The following is a 17,056-nucleotide window of genomic DNA, read 5'->3' as shown; positions in this document are numbered from 1 at the left end:
AACCGCCATGCCTCTTGCTCTCTACGCCCTCGCCGCCGGTGCCTTCGGCATCGGCGTCACCGAATTTGTTATCATGGGTCTGCTGCTCGATGTCAGCAAGGATCTCGGCGTTTCGATTTCGGCTGCCGGCCAGCTCATTTCGGGCTATGCGCTTGGCGTCGTCATCGGCGCGCCCTTGCTGACCATCGCCACCGGCAACTGGCCGCGCAAGACCGTGCTTCTGGCGCTGATGGCGATCTTCACGCTCGGCAATCTCGCCTGCGCGTTGGCGCCCGACTACTGGACGCTGATGGGCGCCCGCATCATCACCGCCTTTGCCCACGGCACTTTCTTCGGCGTCGGCTCGGTGGTCGCCACCGGCTTGGTCGCGCCCAACAGACAAGCCTCGGCGATCGCGCTGATGTTCACCGGCCTGACCATCGCCAACATCCTCGGCGTGCCCTTCGGCACATGGCTCGGCCAGGCCTTCGGCTGGCGCGCGACCTTCTGGGCCGTGACAGTGGTCGGTGTGGCCGCCTTCGCCGTCATCCTGGCTCTGGTGCCACGCAGCCGGACGGCGCCCGAAAAGAGCGACCTGCGCGCCGATCTCGCCGTTTTGCGCCGCACCCCCGTCCTGCTCGGCCTCGCCACCACCGTGCTCGGCTATGCCGGCGTCTTCGCCGTCTTCACTTATATCGCTCCGTTGCTGACCGAGATCAGCGGCTTCAAGGAAGCAGCCGTGTCGCCGATCCTGCTCGTCTTCGGCGGCGGTCTCATCGCCGGCAATTTGCTTGGCGGCAAGGTCGCCGACCGCTGGCTTGTGCCGGCCGTGCTGGGCAGTCTGGTGGTGCTGGCCCTGGTGCTCGCAACGATGACCTTCGCCATCCACAGCCAGGTGATGGCCGTCATCTATGTCGGCCTGCTCGGTGCCGCCGCCTTTGCTACCGTGGCGCCGCTGCAGATGTGGGTGCTGGACAAGGCGCAAGGTGCCGGCCAGAGCCTCGCCTCGTCCTTCAACATCGCCGCTTTCAATCTCGGCAACGCCGCAGGCGCCTGGCTTGGCGGCGCGGTGATTGCCCAAGGGCTTGGCCTGGGTGCCCTGACCTGGGTCGCCGCCTTGCTGCCGCTCACGGCGCTCGGCGTGGCCGGACTGGCGCTGCGTCTCGATCGTACCCCGGCGCTCGGCGCACCTGCCTCCATCCGCTCGTGACTACCCTCGGCAAACCCTTCCGACACCCTTCATACCACCAGGAGTAAAAAGATGGATTATCGACGTCTCGGTGCATCGGGCTTGAAAGTGCCCGCACTCTCATTCGGCGCGGGAACCTTTGGCGGTTCCGGCCCGCTGTTCGGCGCCTGGGGCAACAGCGACGCCAGGGAAGCGCGGCGGCTGATCGACATCTGCCTGGAGGCTGGTGTCAATTTGTTCGACACGGCCGACGTCTATTCGAACGGCGCTTCTGAACAGGTGCTTGGCGACGCGATAAAAGGCCGTCGCGATGCCGTGCTGATTTCGACCAAGACCGCGCTGCCGATGGGCGATGGGCCGGGCGATTACGGCTCGTCACGTTCGCGGCTGATCAGATCCGTGGATGATGCGCTGAGGCGCCTCGGCACCGACTACATCGACCTTTTGCAGCTACACGCCTTCGATGCCGGCACGCCGATCGAGGAGGTGCTGTCGACGCTGGACAACCTGATCCGTGCCGGCAAGCTGCGCTATGTCGGCGTCTCCAACTTCTCCGGATGGCAAGTGATGAAGTCGTTGGCGCAAGCCGACAGCCAAGGCTATCCGCGCTATGTCGCCCATCAGGTCTACTATTCGCTGGTCGGCCGCGACTATGAGTGGGAGCTGATGCCGCTCGGCCTCGACCAGGGTGTCGGTGCATTGGTGTGGAGCCCGCTTGGCTGGGGCCGCCTGACCGGCAAGATCCGCCGTGGCCAGCTCCTGCCGGAACAGAGCCGGCTGCACGACACGGCAAGCTTCGGTCCGCCGGTCGAGGACGAGCATCTCTATCGAGTGATGGATGCCCTCGATGTCGTGGCCGAGGAAACCGGCAAGACCGTGCCGCAGATCGCCATCAACTGGCTGCTGCAGCGCCCGACCGTATCGTCGGTCATCATCGGCGCCCGCAACGAGGAGCAGTTGCGCCAGAACCTCGGTGCCGTCGGCTGGACCTTGACGCCGGAGCAGATAAGGCAGCTCGACGCGGCAAGCGAAGTCACCGCGCCCTACCCGTACTTCCCGTATCGGCGGCAGGAAGGCTTTGCCCGGTTGAACCCGCCGGTGGTTTGAGCGCATCGGGCCGTCATGGCGCAAGGTTCGCGGCCAGCGCCCCCCTCTGGCCTGCCGGACATCTCCCCCTCAAGGGGGGAGATCGGATGTCGCGGCGACTTTCGCCAATCGCAGGCGTAACAAGGGGCGGCGTTGTCGGTGGAGCTGCCAATCTGCCCACTTGAGGGGGAGATGTCCGCAGGACAGAGGGGGGCGTCGTAGAACGCCGACCTCAAGAAGCCGTTGCTGCGAAACTTGCCCCTAGTGCAGCACAAACTCCCCATCCACCTTGCGCCATTCATTCGGCGCGATCAGCTTCTGGTGGGTGTAGCTGATCGAATGCAGCGGCCCGTCCAGCTTGGCCTTCCAGAATTCGATGAACTTGATCAGCACCGGAAACTTCGGCGCGAGATCGTAGTCCTGCCAGATGAAGCTCTGCAGCAGATGCGGGTGATCGGGAAAGTGATAAAGAATCTTGGCAGTGGTCAAGCCATAGCCTTTGAGCATCAGGTCCATTTCGGCATGGTCGCGCATGACGGTCCCCAGGTTGATTCGCCTGTCCTCCCACGGCTGATTGTGCGCGCCGCTGATTAACCGTCTATTGATTTTTTCTTCATCTGAACCGGCTTTAGCTTGCGAAAACATGCAGTTAGCAGCGCACCTCTTCGAGTGCTGACAGCCCTGGAGAAGCTCCCTGCGGCATCCCGCCGCGCGAATCCAACGTCTAATGTTGCCGTAACGGCGGAACTGGTAATAATGCCGCCGAATTCGCGGCCGTGTCGCCGCGATCCCGCCGGCATTTCAAGCCGGCGATTGGTTCGGGAGGAAAGTCAGGAATGTCCGAGGTTCATGTCCATCGCGTCCAGCCGGCGTGGAAGAAAAACGCGCTGATCGACAATGACACCTACCTGAAATGGTATGCCGACAGCGTCAAGAACCCGGACAAATTCTGGGGCAAGCACGGCAAGCGCATCGACTGGTTCAAGCCGTTCACCAAGGTCAAGAACACCTCCTTCGACGGCAAGGTCTCGATCAAATGGTTCGAGGACGGACTGACCAACGTTTCCTACAACTGCATCGACCGGCATCTGAAGAAGCGAGGCAACCAGACCGCCATCATCTGGGAAGGCGACAATCCCTACGACGACAAGAAGGTCACCTATAACGAGCTCTACGAGCATGTCTGCCGGCTCGCCAATGTGATGAAGAAACACGGCGTCAAGAAAGGCGATCGAGTCACCATCTACATGCCGATGATCCCGGAAGCCGCCTATGCGATGCTGGCCTGCACGCGCATCGGCGCCGTCCATTCGATCGTCTTCGGCGGTTTCTCGCCGGATGCGCTGGCCGGCCGCATCGACGACTGCAAGTCGACCTTCGTTATCACGGCTGACGAAGGCCTGCGCGGCGGCAAGCCGATCCCTTTGAAGGAAAACACCGACAGGGCGATCGAGATCGCCGCGAAAGCCGGAACGAAAGTCGAAAAGGTGGTGGTCGTGCGCCGCACCGGCGGCAAGACCGGCTGGGTTTCAGGCCGCGACGTCTGGTATCACGACGAGATCGCGACGGTGAAAGCCGAATGCAAGCCCGAGAAGATGAAGGCCGAGGACCCGCTGTTCATTCTCTACACGTCGGGTTCGACCGGCAAGCCGAAGGGCGTGCTGCACACCACCGCCGGCTATCTCGTCTACGTCTCGATGACCCACCAATATGTCTTCGACTACCATGACGGCGACATCTACTGGTGTACCGCCGATGTCGGCTGGGTAACCGGCCACAGCTACATCGTCTACGGCCCGCTCGCCAACGGCGCCACCACGCTGATGTTCGAAGGCGTGCCGAACTATCCGTCGCAGTCGCGCTTCTGGGAAGTCATCGACAAGCACAAGGTCAATATCTTCTACACCGCGCCGACGGCGTTGCGCGCGCTGATGGGCGCCGGCGATGCGCACGTGAAGAAGACGTCGCGCAAGTCGCTGCGCGTGCTGGGTTCGGTCGGCGAGCCGATCAACCCGGAAGCCTGGGAGTGGTATTTCAACGTCGTCGGCAACGGCAAGGTGCCGATCGTCGACACCTGGTGGCAGACCGAGACCGGCGGCATCCTGATCACGCCGCTGCCAGGTGCGACCGACCTCAAGGCGGGTTCGGCGACGCGGCCTTTCTTCGGCATCAAGCCGCAGCTGGTCGACGGCGAGGGCAAGGTGCTGGAAGGTGCGGCCGACGGCAATCTGTGCATCACCGATTCCTGGCCGGGCCAGATGCGCACCGTCTATGGCGATCACGACCGCTTCGTGCAGACCTATTTTTCGACCTACAAGGGCAAGTACTTCACCGGTGACGGCTGCCGCCGCGACGCCGACGGCTATTACTGGATCACCGGCCGCGTCGACGACGTCATCAACGTCTCCGGCCACCGCATGGGCACGGCCGAAGTCGAATCGGCGCTGGTCAGCCATGAGAAGGTTTCCGAGGCCGCGGTCGTGGGCTATCCGCACGACATCAAGGGCCAGGGCATCTACAGCTACGTCACCTTGATGAAGGGTGCCGAACCGACCGAAGAGCTGCGCAAGGAGCTTGTTGCCCATGTCCGCAAGGAGATTGGCGCCATCGCTTCGCCCGACAAGATCCAGTTCGCGCCGGGCCTGCCGAAGACGCGTTCCGGCAAGATCATGCGTCGCATCCTGCGCAAGATCGCCGAGGACGATTTTTCTGCCCTGGGTGACACCTCGACGCTGGCCGACCCGGCCGTCGTCGATGATCTGGTCGCCAACCGGCAGAACAAGAAGAGCTGATGCAGGCCGCGCTGGGCACTGTCAGCGAACTCTGGCGCTATCCGGCGAGTTCGCTTGCCGGCGAGCGCCTGAAAACAATCTCGGTCGACGTCGAGAGCATCGACGGCGACCGCCTGTTCGGCCTTGTCGACGTGTCCGACAACGAGATCGCACGACCGGACCGCGACGCGAAATGGCACAAGGTGCCGCGCATCCGCACCCGGCTGTCGCCGACCCTGGAACTCGAGATTGCCGTTCCCGAGGGCGACTGGCTGGCCGCGCCAAGCATCGAGAGCGACCGCGCGGTGTCGGCCTATCTCGGCTTCGAGGCCTCGCTCCGTCCGTTTCGCCGCGAGAATACCGGGCCTGACTATGCCGGCCCGCTGACCGCGGAGCGCTACCGCAAGGCGCCGATTCATCTATTGACCACGGCTTCGCTGGCACGCCTGAAAGCATTGCACCCGGAAGGGGTCGCCGACCCGCGCCGCTTCCGCCCCAACATCGTTGTCGACATGGCGGCCATCGAAGGCTCGTTTCCCGAAACGGAATGGATCGGCCGCAAGCTTGCCGTCGGCGATCTCCTGCTGACCATCTCGGAACCCTGCCGCCGCTGCGGTTTCACCATCGTCGCCCAGGATGGCTTCGACCATGATCCGGCGATCCTGCGCAACCTGGTCCGTCACAACGCCCATAACCTCGGCGTCTATTGCACGGTCGACAGGCCGGCGCGCGTCGAAGTCGGCGACGCGATGCGCTTCCTGTAAGCTATCGATACAGATCCGCCCGTGTCGGCGGCAGGCCGCTTGGACCGCGCGCGCGCTTGGTGACGACGGTCTGGAAAATCTGTGCCGATGCGCGCTCGAAGGTGATCGAACAGCCCGTCAGGTAAAGCAGCCATAGCCGCGCCCTGGCCTCGCCCACCTCGGCGATTGCCTCATCGAAGCGGGCCTGCAGCCGCTCGGCCCACAGCCTGCAGGTGCGGGCATAGTGCTCGCGCAGGTTCTCGACATCGTAGACGAGAAAACCATGCGCCTCGAGATTGCCTGTTGTCATGCCGATGGTGTCGAGTTCGCCGCCGGGAAAGATATATTTGAGCAGCGCCTTGAACTCCGGCCCCTTGCGCAAGGTCTTCTTGATGTCGCCCTTGCTGCGCCGGGTGATGGCGTGGTGCAGATAGATGCCGCCCGGCTTCAGCAGGCGATGAATGGTCTTGAAATAAGTCGCATGGTTGGCGAGCCCGAGATGTTCGAACATGCCGATCGACGAGATCTTGTCGAAGCTGCCGGTGAGTTCCGCATAGGATTTGATCTCAATGGTGATGCGGTCCTCCAGCCCCTCGGCGCGAATGCGTTCGCGGGCCAGCTCGGTCTGCGCCTGCGACAGCGACACACCGTGGCCGACGACGCCGTAGTTCTTCGCCGCATGGATCAGCATGGCGCCCCAGCCGCAGCCGATGTCGAGCAGTCGTTCGCCCGGTTTCAGCCGGAGCTTGCGGCAGATGTGGTCGAGCTTGTCGACCTGCGCCTCGTCGATGCCATTGGCGAAATCCTTGAAATAGCCGCAGCTATAGACCATGCGCTCGTCGAGAAAGAGCCGGTAGAAGGCGTTCGAGATGTCATAGTGATGCTGGATCGCCTCCTGGCTCGAACCGCTGACATAGGGATTGCGCCCCGACAGATCGGTCCGCGCGCTCATCTGCTTGCGTGCCAAAAGCACGGAAGGCAGGTCGCGCAGGATCGCCATTTTCGGCAGCGACTTGAGCTTGGTTCTGAGCTTGCCTTGCGACGGCAGGGCATAAAAATCGAAGATCGTCCCGTCTTCGATGTCGATCGTCCTGGAAATCCACATCTCGATCAGCGTCGACAGGGACGGTCGCTTCACGATCTGCCAGACGATGTCCTGGTCGTTGATGGTGAGCACCGGACCAGTGGCGGGGCCGATCCGCTCCCCGGTCCACAGCCTGACCGCAAAACCCGGCTTCAATGTTTCGATCACCGTCCGAACGATGCGAGCGGCCTTTTCGGCTGCCTCCATGCGATTCCTCCGAATGCTGGCTCCGGGGCAGAAGCTTGCCCGGTCGGCCTGGCAATCGCAAGCCGGCCCGCACCAGGCCCGCCCGTTGGTTAATTTCAGACCTGCACCTTGTCTTTTGCTGCAATGCACCCCATCATGAGTATGTGTTCAACAAATCGAAAGGAGGTGATCCGATGTCGAGTGATTTCGTTTTCCAGAACGTGGCCTCAGCGGATTGCACTTTCGGGAAGCAGTCTTCCCGTTAAGGCGCGAAATGCGCGGCGGCTGACCTCATAGGTCATCGCCATGGGCCGCGCCACGGACGGAAACACGGAAGGCCGCCAGCTTCGAAAGAAGCGGCGGCCTTTTCCGTTTGCGGACCAGACTACTGGGTTAATGCGACCTTTTCGGTGTTGCGAATGATTTCCTGAAAGGCGTTGTCCAATTCGGCTCCGGTGGACACGTCGAAGAAATGCCTCTTGGCGCCGGAGGTATCTTTCGACGAACAATCCTTCAGCACCGCCTTTGCTTGGTCCCGCTCGGTTGTCGACATATCCTTGTCGTCCAGATCGAAGCCGATGGTGAAAATCTCGATGCCGTCGTTTTTCATGTTGTCGCACAGCGTTTCGGCGTTGCCGCGCGCAAGGCTGCCCTGCCTGTTGTAGCTGTCCCCAGCGCCGGCGAAGGCCGTATTGAACTGGCCATCGGTCATCAGGATCGCGACCTTGGCGATCTTCTTCGGATCGGCATCCGAGGCACCCTTGCCAAGACCGGCATTCCTGATCGCAGTGCGCCATTGCGGCGACAGCATATAATAGGTCCACTGAATGGCGATCGCGCCGGCCGTAAACCCATTGGCCCGGAAGTCCTCGATCGATTCAAGCAAGGCATCGGAATCGGCGGTCAGCGGGATCACTTTCGCATCAGGACACCTGTTCATGTCCCCGTCACCGAGATGATCGTCCCGGTTGACCAGGGCATAGTATTTCTTGCCGTTCCCGTCGGTGCGAACAGTATCCGGGCCGTCGGCGCTCATATCCGCGTTGCCGTTCTTGTCCTTGCGCTCGGTGGCGCAATTGTCGGGGCGTGGCATCGCCGCGCCGACAATGGAGATGTAGTCGCTGAACGACGGCAGCAGATTTTTGCCCGTCTTAGCGACGACAAGCGGACTGCCGGCGATGGGTGGGAGTTCAGAGCTGCTTTGCTTCTCGGCATAGATGTTTTCCGCCAGCTTGCCGGCGTTGACGCCAGATGCGTAAGGCACAATCGCGACGCGGATGCGGGGGTTCTGCGGATCCTGTTTCTGCAGCATCGTCTGGACGGCGTTTTTTGCAGCTGTTTTCAGATCGCCGATTTTGTCGACCTTGCCGCGCTTGGCCATCGACCCCGTTATGTCGAGCATCATCGCCACTTCAACGGTCTTGTCCGAATAGAGCGCCGTCGTGGAGGCGGCGACGCGTTTCATGTCGCCCGTGCCAAAAATCGGGAAATACAGCCCGACATCGACATGGGCGTCAGCCTGGACCGTCTTGGCGGTCCTGTTGACGATCAGCCTGTCGAGCACGATCTGGTCGGCCTGCAGAATGCCTGCCTGGCTGTTGGCGTCGAGAAAGGCCTGCACCGATTTGTTGGCATCGGCTTCCTTGATGGCGCCGGTCGTTAGGTCGCGTGCCGTCGATGTGACCGCGGCGTCGACGACGCCTTGGAGGCTCGATCTGGCATTGTAGAGCTGCGATACGTTGACCGAGAAGCCAACAGCCAGCGCCAAGACCGAGGCGCTGAGGCCGAACAGGATTGCGAAATTTCCACCGCGATCCCTGGCGAACCCGCCGACCGCGTGAACAAGACCCCCGTAATTCCGCATCCTACAGCCTCCATTCGCCTCGGCCTCGTCGCCGCGGACAGGGCAATGCAGGATTCCCGCCGGATGACGCCGCTGGCTGGTAGAAGGCCGGCCGCTTGTCGCCAAGTCATTATTTTTGTTCGGCTTCAAGCTCCGCAAAGGTGAATGACTGGTAAACAGAAAGGCGCGGCCGCGGCTGCGTTTACGAGCCGGTTACCATGCTCAAGACGAAGCAATCACGGAATCCCGATGACGTCCTGTTGCGGGACAGGGTCCGTGTGCCGAAGCGGGCCAGTTGTCCCGAGACTGCAGGGCGCGAAATGATCGGATCCAACGCCTCCGGCCGTCGAAAGACCAAAGCGCCATCACGTTTGAAAACCAGGGCCGCTTTTGGCCGCGCCTCAAGGGGTGTTGAGATTCAGGTAAGGCCAGGTCGAAAATGATGGCTTTCGAGAACCGGAGCGGAGCGGACATTTGGTCCGTGAGCATCGGAAGCTCAGAAAGCCGTCATTTGCAGACCGGCCTCACCTGAATCGACATACCTTTAGGCCAGCATCTGTGCGCCGACGGTCCTGTCGATACCGTGGTAGGGCGGGTTGAACAGATTGCCTTCCTGTTCATAGGTCCATACCTTGAACAGGCTGAGCCGGTGGGCGCCGAAACTATGCAGCAGCGGCACGTCGGTGGCGTCGCGGCCGCGGGCGATGACGATGCGGCCGATTCTTGGCGTGTTGTGGCGAGGATCGAACGTGTACCATTTGCCGTCGAGGAACACTTCCAGCCACGCCGAAAAGTCCATCGGCGCCGGATCGGCTGGCACGCCGATATCACCGAGATAGCCGTTCACATAGCGTGCCGGAATATTCATGCAGCGGCAAAGCGTGATCGCCAGATGAGCGAAGTCGCGGCAGACCCCGACGCGTTCCTCATGCGCCTGAGCCGCGGTGCGGGTCGAGCGCGCATAGCCATAGCCGAACGACAGCCGGTTGTGGACATAGTCGACGATCGCCTGCACGCGCGCCCAGCCGGACGGAATGTCGCCGAAGAGCTGCCAGGCCAGGCTGCTCAGATGATCCGTCTCGCAATAGCGGCTGCCCAGGAGATAACCGAGAACTTCGTCCGGCAGGTCCGCCACCGGCACTTCCCTGGCCAGCGTGTTTACCTCGTCCGTCTCGCCGCTGTCCTCGACGACCGCGTCGTACAGGATGCGAAAACCACCGGCGGGCGCTGTGAAGCGCCGGCAGGCATTGCCATGCAGATCGTGGTACAGCCTTGTCGGCACCGCGGGCGAGGTCAGCACCCGCGTCTGCCGCTTGATATCAGCCTGCCTGTCCCGATGGATCTCGAGCACTGAAATCACCGGCGTGGCGGCTACGCATTCGATGGCGATTTCATAGCCGAGCCGGATCAGCATCGTTGGTCCCCCCTTCGATCTTGTGAGAAGCAGTCCTTCCCAAACGCCCGGAGGATACCGTGGTTCCCTGGGCCGATCGAAAAGCCCACCCCGTGTCTTCCCCTGCCGCGGTCGAGACGTTAGGTTCGGCAACCCGCCAGCGCTCCCCGGACTCAAGGAAAATCATGTATTCAGGCAGAAAATTCGCGGCCTTCCTCTTCGACATGGACGGCACGCTCATCAATTCCATCGCCTCGGCGGAACGGGTGTGGAGCGATTGGGCACGTCGCCAGGGCCTCGACGTCGCCGCCTTCCTGCCGACGATCCATGGCGTACGCGCGATCGAGACCATCACCGGCCTGGCACTGCCGGGCGTCGACCCGGCACACGAGGCTGATCTGCTGCTGAAGGCCGAGGCGGCCGATCTCGAAGGCATTATCCAGATCGCCGGCGCCGTGGCATTTCTCGATTCGCTGCCGCCCGAACGCTGGGCGATCGTAACCTCCGCCCCACGTGAGCTGGCGCTGTTGCGCATGAAGGCCGCGGGCATCCCCGTCCCGGCCGTCATCGTCGCAGCGGAAGATGTCTCCCGCGGCAAGCCGGCGCCCGATTGCTTCCGGCTTGGCGCGGAACGGCTCGGCTTCGACGCGCGCGACTGCCTCGTGTTCGAGGATGCCCCGGCCGGCATAGCGGCAGCCGAAGCGGCGGGCGCGGCGGTCATGGTCATCAGCGCCACGCACAAGCACCCCTTGCCAACGCAACACGCCGCGATCGCGGGCTACGACATGGTGGGCATCACCGTCGACGAGCGTGGCTGGATCGCGCTCGAGCCGCAGCGCAACGCCGCCTAGGCCGCGTCTAGAAATCGCTGGTCAGGCCCTTTACCTCCCAGTCGCCGTAGCGGCCGGGCTCCTTGCCGCCGCGGCCGCCGATTTCCTTCGGCGCCGAGGCTTCCTTTTCCAGGTACTTTACACGCCTTGCTTCGGCTTCCGCGAGCGCACGTCTGGCTTCTGGCGTCAGCGCCTTTGGCTCCACATCATGGGCAAGCTCGGCATCGGTTTTACTGGCTTCGTCGTTCATGCGATATTTCCGGCGGATTGAAACGGGAACTGGTGTTTCCCATCATATAGCGATGAGACGAAGCGGATCGACCCCTTTTCGCTATCACCTGGACAGGAGCAGACGATGAACACACTTCGCACCGCCATGCTTCTTGCCGCGATGACCGCGCTGTTCATGGGCGTCGGCTTTTTGATCGGCGGAACCGGCGGCATGATGATCGCGCTGCTGATCGCCGCCGGCACCAATCTGTTCAGCTACTGGAATGCCGACAAGATGGTGCTGTCGATGAACCGTGCCGTCGAGGTCGACGAGAAGAACGCGCCCGAATATTACGCCATCGTCCAGTCGCTCGCCAAACAGGCCGGCCTGCCCATGCCGAAGACCTACCTGATCGACAATCCGCAGCCGAACGCCTTTGCCACCGGCCGCAACCCGCAGAACGCGGCGGTCGCTGCCTCCACCGGCCTGTTGCAGGCGCTGACGCCTGAAGAGGTCGCAGCCGTCATGGCGCACGAACTCGCCCATGTGCAGCACCGCGACACGCTGACCATGACGATCGTCGCCACCTTTGCCGGTGCCATTTCGATGCTCGGCAATTTCGCCTTCTTTTTCAGTGGCAATCGCGACAACAATCCGTTCGGCTTTGTCGGCGTGCTGGCGGCGATGATCGTAGCGCCCTTTGCCGCGATGGTCGTGCAGATGGCGGTCAGCCGCACCCGCGAATACGAGGCCGACCGACGTGGCGCCGAAATCTGTGGACACCCGCTCTGGCTGGCATCGGCGCTTGACAAGATCGCCCGCGGCGCCGAACGCATCCGCAACCCCGATGCCGAGCGCAATCCCGCGACCGCGCATCTCTTCATCATCAATCCCCTTCACGGCGAGCGCATGGACAGCCTGTTCTCCACCCACCCCGCCACTGAGAACCGCATTGCAGCCTTGCAGGCGATGGCGCGCGACATGGCCGGCAGCGAAACCCGGGCTGCACCGCGCCAGGCCCCAACGCCACGCCAGGCGGACGAACTGCGGCCATCCGGCCCGTGGGATCAGACAGCAAGGCCCGAGCAGCCGGCGGAGCCCGCCAAGCCCAAATCCAACCCATGGGGTCGCAATCCGACCGGGCCCAGGGGCCGGTGGTCGTGAGCGTGGCGGACAGAGGACCTCGACGCACGGTTTCAGGTGATCAGGAACACAGGGACGGCGGCGACTTCGTCGCCGGTCTCGCCGCGCGCAAGGCAGCGGCCCGCCTGCTTGCCGCCGTCATCGATGCCAGGACACCGCTTGACGGGCTGACCGATCACGAGAACGGCCACCCGCAATACAAGGCGCTCGATTTGCGCGATCGCGGCCTTGTCCGCGCCATTCTGGTCACCGCGCTGCGCTATCGCATGACCATATCGGGGCTCTTGGCGCGGCGCCTGGAAAAGCCGCTGCCGCCCAATGCCACGGCGCTGTCGCACATATTGCATGTGGCGGCCGCACAGATCCTGTTCCTCGATATTCCCGACAGCGCCGCCGTCGACATTGCGGTGACCCATGCCAAGTCCGATCCGCGCACGGTGCGGTTCTCCGGCCTCGTCAATGGCGTGCTGCGCACACTGGCACGGGCCAAGGAAACGGAATTGCCTGCCGCCCTTGCCGCCACCGACGAGGCGCCCAAATGGTTTTCCGACAGGCTGAAGACTACCTACGGCAACGAAAAGGCCAGACAGATCCTCGAAGCGCACCGCGTTGAGGCGCCGGTCGACTTCTCGGTCAAGGCCGATCCCGGACTCTGGGCCGAAAAACTCGGCGGCATCGTCCTGCCGACCGGCACGGTGCGGGTCGAGAATCTTGTCGGTCCTGTCACCGAATTGCCTGGCTTTGCCGAGGGCGCCTGGTGGGTCCAGGACGCCGCGGCCAGCCTGCCCGCCCGACTGTTCGGCGATGTCACGGGATTGCGGGTTGCCGATCTCTGCGCCGCGCCCGGCGGCAAGACCGCGCAGCTGATCGTTGCCGGCGCGAAGGTCACCGCCATCGACACGTCAAAAAACCGGCTTGCGCGGCTGACGCAGAATCTCGACCGCCTCGGCCTGTCCGCCGAGATCGTCCAGGCCGACCTGCTCAAATACGAGCCGAAGGAATTGTTCGACGCCGTTCTCCTCGACGCACCCTGCTCGTCGACCGGCACGGTGCGGCGGCATCCCGACGTGCCATGGACCAAGACTTCGGCCGATGTGGAAAAACTGGCCGACCTGCAGCGCAGGCTGCTCGCCCGCACTGTGACGCTGGTGAAGCCCGGCGGCAGGATCGTCTTTTCCAACTGTTCGCTCGATCCGCTCGAAGGCGAGGATCTCTGTCGCGCCTTTCTCGCCGGCACGCCTGAAATCACCAATGATCCGCTGCTGCAAGGCGAGATCGCCGGCATCGATCCATTCCTGACGCCGCAAGGCACGCTGCGCACCACGCCCGCCGACCTGGACCTCGGCGCACCGGAACGCTCGGGCCTCGACGGCTTCTTCGCCGCTCGCATGCGGCGAGCCGGCTAGGGCTTGAACTGCCGGATTTGCTGCCTTTTTTAGGCAGGACCGGCGGCAGAAGCAGGTGAACCGGCCCGGGCTCGTGGAATTCGCCTTCGCACGAATCGTGCAATCATGTAGACTCGGCGCCGGGGTAGAGGACGATCAGGAGGGGTTTTGGCACTGGCTGCCAGCAGCACGACGCGTCTGTGGACGCTTGTCGCGAAGGAGTTCTGGCGCAAAACGCGCCGGCGCCTGCGCGCCGGGCCTGTCTATCGCTGGCGCTATTCCGGCCGCACCCCGGAACGTGTGCTGATCGCACCGCCGGACCTGCGCCTCGCCGACCCGCAGATCGCACTCGAGATCTATTACGGCCGCTATCCCCTGTCGGGGCATCTGGTCGAGACCGGCGGCAAGTCGCCTTTCCAGATCAACGTGCCCAATCACGGCTGGCAGAAGACGCTGCACGGCTTTCGCTGGCTGCGCCATATGCGCGCCGCCGGCACGGAGCTTGCCGCTGCCAATGCCCGCGCCCTGGTCTCCGATTGGATCACCATGCATGGCAGCCATATTTCCGGCATCGCCTGGGAGCCCGGCACGACGGCCAAGCGCATCATCGCCTGGTTGCAGCACTCCTCGGTCGTATTGCAGGGCGCCGAGTTCCCTTTCTACCGCGCCTTCCTGAAGTCGGTTGCCATGCAGATCCGCTATCTCAGGTCGATGGCGCGCGAAATGCCCGACGGCAAGGACAGGCTGCGGGCCCGCATCGCGCTCGCCTTCGCTGCCTTGTCCCTGCCGGCGCCGGCATCGGCGCTGCGTGGCGCGACCCGCAACCTTGCCGAGGAACTCGACCGCCAGATCCTCGCCGATGGCGGGCACATTTCGCGCAATCCGATGGTCGTCCTGGAAATCCTCGCCGACCTTCTGCCGCTGCGCCAGACCTATGCCAACCAGGCGGAAACGCCGCCGCAGGCGCTGATCGGCGCCATCGACCGCATGCTGCCGGCGCTGCGCTTCTTCCGCCATCAGGATGGCAGCCTCGCCCGCTTCAACGGCATGGGCGCCACCATCCACGACCGCATCGCCACCATCCTGCGCCACGACGACACCGCTGGCGCGCCGCTGCTGCATGCGCCGCATTCCGGCTATGAGCGCCTGTCTATGGGCGGCACCACGGTCATCGCCGACACCGGCCCGCCGCCGCCGGTCGACGTGTCCAATGCCGCACATGCCAGCTGCCTTGCCTTCGAACTGTCGTCCGGGCGCCAGCACTACATCGTCAATGCCGGCATCGACACCTACGGCGCGGCTGAATTCCGGCCGCTGGCGCGCGCCACCGCCGCGCACTCGACCGCCACCATCAACGACACCTCGTCGGCGCGCTTCAGCCACTCGTTGCGCGTCAACGACCTGCTCGGTTCGCCGTTGATCGGCGGCCCGCAGCATGTGCAGTGCAAGCGCACCGATCAGAAAGGCGTTCAGGGTTTCATCGCCCGCCATGACGGCTATGTCGCGCGCTTTGGTTTCCTGCATGAGCGCGAGCTGAAGCTGTCGTCGAACGGCAATGTGCTGGCCGGCCGGGACCGCTTCCAGCGCCCCGGCAGTGCCGCGATCCGCAACAATGGCCGCGACTTCGTCACCGTCCGCTTCCACGTTCATCCCGATGTCAACCTTTTGCAGGACGAGCATGACCGCCTGGTGCTGGCCGCCGATCAGGCCGACACCTGGGTGTTCACATCGGCCGAAGTGGTGCCGGAGGTCGAGGAATCGATCTATTTCGCCGGTCTTGGCGGCCCGCGCCGCAGCCGCCAGATCGTGCTTGCCTTCAAGGCCTCGGAAATCGCCGAAGTCCACTGGCAGCTGACCCGCACCAGCATCGCCGGTTATCCGGAAAACAACTGACCTACCTGACCGCCGGTTTGATTTCCGGGCGGCATGTGCTACGGGCGCGGGCATCCACCACACCAGTCGTGAAAGGCCGCCAGCCCATGGCCGTCGCCGCCAAGAACATTCCCGCACCAGACCTGGTTCCCGTGCGCCGCGCCCTGCTCTCCGTTTTCGACAAAACCGGCCTCATCGATTTCGCCAAGGCGCTGGCAGCCGCAGGCGTCGAGCTGGTCTCGACCGGCGGCACGGCAAAGGCGATCTCTGACGCGGGCCTTCCGGTGCGCGACGTCTCCGAGCTCACCGGCTTTCCCGAGATCATGGATGGCCGCGTCAAGACCTTGCATCCCGGCGTGCATGGCGCGCTGCTTGGCGTGCGCGACGATCCGGAGCATTCAGCGGCAATGCGCAAATACGGCATCGAGCCGATCGATCTCGTCGTCTCCAATCTCTATCCGTTCGAGGAGGTCCGCCGCTCCGGCGCCGACTACGCATCGATCGTCGAGAACATCGACATTGGCGGCCCGGCCATGATCCGCGCCTCGGCCAAGAACCACGCCTATGTCGCCATCGTCACCGATCCCGGCGACTATGCCTCGGTGCTGAACGCGCTGGAGATGAACATCGGCTCGCTGTCGCTGGATTTCCGCAAGAAGCTGGCCGCCAAGGCCTTCGCCCGCACCGCCAGCTATGACGCGGCGATCTCCGGCTGGTTCGCCGAAGCGCTCGAGATCGAACACCCGACGTGGCGTGCCTTTGGCGGCAGGCTGGTCGAGGTGATGCGCTATGGCGAGAACCCGCATCAGAGCGCCGGCTTCTATATCGATGGCGACAAGCGGCCGGGCGTCGCCACGGCGCGTCAGTTGCAGGGCAAGCAGCTGTCCTACAACAACATCAACGACACCGACGCCGCCTTCGAGCTGGTCGGCGAGTTCGATCCGGCGCGTTCCGCCGCCGTCGCCATCATCAAGCACGCCAACCCGTGCGGCGTTGCCGAAGGCACCTCGCTGAAAGCCGCCTACGCCAAGGCGCTCGCCTGCGACCCGGTTTCGGCCTTCGGCGGCATCGTCGCGGTCAACCGCACCCTCGACGCCGAGGCGGCGGAAGAGATCGTAAAAACCTTCACCGAAGTCATCATAGCGCCCGGCGCCACTGACGAGGCAGCGGCCATCGTCGCGGCGAAGAAGAATTTGCGCCTGCTGGTCACCGGTGGGCTGCCGGATCCGCGCACGCCGGGCACGACGGTCAAATCCGTCGCCGGCGGTCTGCTCATCCAGGGCCGGGACAACGCTGTCGTCGACGACCTCGAACTGAAAGTGGTGACCAAGAGGGCGCCGA

The 17,056-nt window shown here is 63.6% G+C and carries 14 protein-coding genes; 9 read left to right on the top strand and 5 right to left on the bottom strand.

The window, feature by feature from the left end; translation table 11 throughout:
• Positions 1-7: 7 nt before the first annotated feature.
• Positions 8-1,189 (top strand): MFS transporter, encoded by a 1,182-nt coding sequence (locus tag EN955_RS04495; protein ID WP_024504216.1) that lies wholly within the window; start codon positions 8-10, stop codon positions 1,187-1,189.
• 51 nt (positions 1,190-1,240) lie between these two features.
• The gene (locus EN955_RS04490; protein ID WP_024504215.1) at positions 1,241-2,275 is read left to right on the top strand and encodes an aldo/keto reductase; all 1,035 of its coding nucleotides are present in this window, start codon (positions 1,241-1,243) and stop codon (positions 2,273-2,275) included.
• Between the two features lie 240 nt (positions 2,276-2,515).
• Here the strand turns inward: EN955_RS04490 and EN955_RS04485 are convergent, their stop codons facing one another.
• Positions 2,516-2,788 (bottom strand): usg protein, encoded by a 273-nt coding sequence (locus tag EN955_RS04485; RefSeq protein ID WP_013529022.1) that lies wholly within the window; start codon positions 2,786-2,788, stop codon positions 2,516-2,518.
• 302 nt (positions 2,789-3,090) lie between these two features.
• Here EN955_RS04485 and acs point away from each other — a divergent pair, with 302 nt between their 5' ends.
• Both acs and EN955_RS04475 read left to right on the top strand, forming a co-directional pair.
• Complete coding sequence (acs, locus tag EN955_RS04480) at positions 3,091-5,046, top strand: acetate--CoA ligase (protein ID WP_024504214.1); 1,956 nt, start codon at positions 3,091-3,093, stop codon at positions 5,044-5,046.
• Complete coding sequence (locus EN955_RS04475; protein WP_024504213.1) at positions 5,046-5,789, top strand: MOSC domain-containing protein; 744 nt, start codon at positions 5,046-5,048, stop codon at positions 5,787-5,789. Before acs ends, EN955_RS04475 begins: the two co-directional genes overlap by 1 nt.
• Before the next feature lies 1 nt (position 5,790).
• Here the strand turns inward: EN955_RS04475 and EN955_RS04470 are convergent, their stop codons facing one another.
• The 3 genes from EN955_RS04470 to EN955_RS04460 all read right to left on the bottom strand — a co-directional run bounded on the left by EN955_RS04470 (position 5,791) and on the right by EN955_RS04460 (position 10,295).
• Complete coding sequence (locus tag EN955_RS04470; RefSeq protein ID WP_024504212.1) at positions 5,791-7,059, bottom strand: cyclopropane-fatty-acyl-phospholipid synthase family protein; 1,269 nt, start codon at positions 7,057-7,059, stop codon at positions 5,791-5,793.
• 364 nt (positions 7,060-7,423) lie between these two features.
• Positions 7,424-8,902, bottom strand: a complete 1,479-nt coding sequence (locus tag EN955_RS04465; RefSeq protein ID WP_024504211.1) for a TadE/TadG family type IV pilus assembly protein — start codon at positions 8,900-8,902, stop codon at positions 7,424-7,426.
• A 523-nt stretch (positions 8,903-9,425) separates the two neighbouring features.
• Positions 9,426-10,295: a transglutaminase family protein gene (locus EN955_RS04460; protein ID WP_013529017.1), complete on the bottom strand. Its 870-nt coding sequence runs from the start codon at positions 10,293-10,295 to the stop codon at positions 9,426-9,428.
• Positions 10,296-10,459: 164 nt separating this feature from the next.
• On the opposite strand from EN955_RS04460, the gene EN955_RS04455 reads away from it, so the two are divergent.
• Positions 10,460-11,125, top strand: coding sequence for an HAD-IA family hydrolase (locus EN955_RS04455; protein WP_024504210.1), 666 nt, complete (start codon positions 10,460-10,462; stop codon positions 11,123-11,125).
• A 7-nt stretch (positions 11,126-11,132) separates the two neighbouring features.
• Here the strand turns inward: EN955_RS04455 and EN955_RS04450 are convergent, their stop codons facing one another.
• Complete coding sequence (locus EN955_RS04450) at positions 11,133-11,354, bottom strand: DUF1674 domain-containing protein (RefSeq protein WP_024504209.1); 222 nt, start codon at positions 11,352-11,354, stop codon at positions 11,133-11,135.
• Positions 11,355-11,459: 105 nt separating this feature from the next.
• Here EN955_RS04450 and htpX point away from each other — a divergent pair, with 105 nt between their 5' ends.
• From htpX to purH, 4 genes are all read left to right on the top strand, one after another.
• Positions 11,460-12,479 carry a zinc metalloprotease HtpX gene (gene htpX / locus EN955_RS04445; protein WP_024504208.1) on the top strand — a complete coding sequence of 340 codons (1,020 nt, stop codon included), beginning with the start codon at positions 11,460-11,462 and terminating at the stop codon, positions 12,477-12,479.
• Positions 12,470-13,864: an RsmB/NOP family class I SAM-dependent RNA methyltransferase gene (locus EN955_RS04440; RefSeq protein WP_032899394.1), complete on the top strand. Its 1,395-nt coding sequence runs from the start codon at positions 12,470-12,472 to the stop codon at positions 13,862-13,864. The genes htpX and EN955_RS04440 overlap by 10 nt, the downstream gene beginning before the upstream one ends.
• 147 nt (positions 13,865-14,011) lie before the next feature.
• Positions 14,012-15,736: a heparinase II/III family protein gene (locus tag EN955_RS04435; protein ID WP_013529012.1), complete on the top strand. Its 1,725-nt coding sequence runs from the start codon at positions 14,012-14,014 to the stop codon at positions 15,734-15,736.
• Positions 15,737-15,822: 86 nt separating this feature from the next.
• The coding region (gene purH / locus EN955_RS04430; protein ID WP_127223399.1) for a bifunctional phosphoribosylaminoimidazolecarboxamide formyltransferase/IMP cyclohydrolase at positions 15,823-17,056 on the top strand (1,234 nt) is incomplete at its 3' end.

The organism is Mesorhizobium sp. M7A.F.Ca.CA.001.04.2.1 (assembly GCF_003998485.1).
GTDB lineage: Bacteria > Pseudomonadota > Alphaproteobacteria > Rhizobiales > Rhizobiaceae > Mesorhizobium > Mesorhizobium ciceri.
The sequence above is the reverse complement of the archived record's forward strand: the minus strand, read 5'-3'. Positions and strand labels throughout refer to the sequence as shown.